The organism is Halomonas sp. 3D7M, assembly GCF_014897885.1.
GTDB lineage: Bacteria > Pseudomonadota > Gammaproteobacteria > Pseudomonadales > Halomonadaceae > Vreelandella.
This window is the reverse complement of sequence record NZ_JABUZF010000258.1, coordinates 87,854-88,840: the sequence shown is the minus strand read 5'-3', so window position 1 is coordinate 88,840 and position 987 is coordinate 87,854. Positions and strand designations below refer to the sequence as shown.

The following is a 987-nucleotide window of genomic DNA, read 5'->3' as shown; positions in this document are numbered from 1 at the left end:
AAGCCACTATGTCGAGCGGGTTTGTCGCTCAGCCAACAACAACGCAGCGCGCCGTGCCAACGGTGACAGTTCATCATCCTCACGTTCCAGTGAGGCCACCAGGCGCTGTTTCATTGGTCTTGCCCAGAAGGTTTCCAGGTGTCGACAGATGGCTGTTGCCGCCGTTTCTTCGTCGTGGCCGCTGCGCAAGTTCACGGCGATTTGGTTAATCATGTGAATCAGGTTTTTATCGTTATGCGTCGACATTGAGTGTCTCCTCAGCCGTGGGCAAGAGCCGTTGTAATGGGGCGGTGGTAAATCAAGTGGCGACCAGGCCGCGCAAAGCCTGCCAGTAGTAGGCCTGACGCTTGGGCCTGTTCCACGGCCAGCGCGGTGGCCGCCGAGACAGCCACCAGTGCGCCGATGCCCGCGCTAGCGCACTTGTGCACCATCTCGTAGCTGGCGCGGCTGGTGACTAGCGCGAACCCTTCTTCGAGGGGAACAGCTTCGCGGGCGAGGGCGCCGATCAGTTTGTCCAACGCGTTGTGGCGGCCGATATCCTCGCGTAGCCGTAGGAGGCGACCCTGGGTATCGCACCAGGCGGCACCGTGGCTAGCGCCAGTGGCTGCTTGCAGCGGCTGGTGGGTGGCCAATTGCTGCAGGGAGCGCTGAATGGCAGCATCGCTAAGCGACGGTGCCACGACAGAGGGGATCGGACGAATGGCTTGTTCCAGGGCTTCGGTGCCGCACAGGCCGCAGCCGGTACGCCCTGTTAGGCTGCGCCGCCGCTGCTTGAGCTCAGCTATCCGTTGGCTGGCAATGGTGAGGTGAACGGTGAGGCCCTGAGGCGCTTCGTGGATATCGAGGTCATAGCACTCGGTGATATTGGCCAGGATACCTTCGGAAAGGCTAAAGCCGAGGGCAAAATCCTCAAGGTCGGCGGGGCTTGCCATCATCACCGCATGGGAGATGCCGTTGTAGACCAGTGCTACTGGCCTTTCTAAGGCC

At 61.3% G+C, this 987-nt stretch carries 2 protein-coding genes; both read right to left on the bottom strand.

Annotated features, from left to right (window positions below; all coding sequences use genetic code 11):
* Positions 1 to 6 precede the first annotated feature (6 nt).
* Complete coding sequence (locus INT22_RS16650; RefSeq protein ID WP_193061115.1) at positions 7 to 246, bottom strand: formate dehydrogenase subunit delta; 240 nt, start codon at positions 244 to 246, stop codon at positions 7 to 9.
* Between the two features lie 11 nt (positions 247 to 257).
* The coding region (fdhD, locus tag INT22_RS16645; RefSeq protein ID WP_193068606.1) for a formate dehydrogenase accessory sulfurtransferase FdhD at positions 258 to 987 on the bottom strand (730 nt) is incomplete at its 5' end.